The organism is Streptomyces sp. NRRL B-24572, from assembly GCF_002156145.1.
Lineage (GTDB): Bacteria > Actinomycetota > Actinomycetes > Streptomycetales > Streptomycetaceae > Streptomyces > Streptomyces vietnamensis.
Genome location: NZ_MWIG01000014.1, coordinates 1 through 1,008, shown reverse-complemented (window position 1 = coordinate 1,008; position 1,008 = coordinate 1). Strand labels below are relative to the sequence as shown.

The window sequence follows — 1,008 nt, the reverse complement described above, 5'->3', positions numbered from 1 at the left end:
TGCCGCGTTCGGTGGATCTGGTGGTGGCGCTGCTCGCGGTGCTGAAGTCGGGTGCGGCGTATGTGCCGGTGGATCCGGAGTTCCCGGCGGAGCGGATCGCGTACGTGCTCGAGGACGCGGCTCCGGTGCTGACGCTGACGGAGGCGGAGCTGGCGGGCGTCGACCTGTCCGGTTTCGGTTCGGACGATCTCGTCGTGCCGGGCCGGTCGGGTGACCAGGCCGCGTACGCGATCTACACCTCCGGTTCGACCGGCCGTCCGAAGGGTGTGGTCGTTCCGGGTTCGGCGCTGGTCAACTTCCTGACGTCGATGCAGGACCGGTTCTCCCTCACCGTCGAGGACCGGCTGCTGGCGGTGACGACGGTCGGGTTCGACATCGCGGGTCTGGAGCTGTACCTGCCGCTGCTGCACGGCGCCCGCCTCGTCCTCGCCCCGCGCGACACCGTCCGGGACGCCGCCGCGCTGGCCGCCCTGGTGGGCGCCTCCGGCGCCACGGTCATGCAGGCCACGCCCAGCCTCTGGCACGCGCTGGTCGAGGCCGACGGCGTGCCCGCGGGCCTGCGGGTCCTGATCGGCGGCGAGGCGGTGCCCCCGGCCCTGGCCGGGTCTCTGGCGTCCGGCCGGTCCGTGACGAACCTGTACGGCCCCACCGAGACCACGATCTGGTCGACGGCGGCGGACCTGGACGCCTCGGGCGAGGTCACCATCGGCCGGCCGATCGCCAACACCCGCGTGTACGTCCTCGACGCCGGCCTGCGGCCCGTTCCGGCCGGGGTGGCGGGTGAGCTCTACATCGCGGGCGCGGGTCTGGCCCGCGGCTACCACGAGCGGCGGTCCCTGACGGCCGAGCGCTTCACGGCCGACCCGTACGGCCTCCCCGGTGCCCGCATGTACCGCACCGGCGACCTCGTCCGCTGGAACGCCGACGGACAGCTGGAGTACATCGGCCGCACCGACTTCCAGGTGAAGGTCCGCGGCTTCCGCATAGAACTCGGCGAGATCGAGGCCG

1 protein-coding gene is annotated in these 1,008 nt (G+C 73.0%); it reads left to right on the top strand.

All coding sequences use genetic code 11. The features are described 5' to 3' along the window. On the top strand, positions 1-1,008 hold a 1,008-nt coding region (locus CCN56_RS00925; protein WP_143664381.1), incomplete at both ends, for an amino acid adenylation domain-containing protein.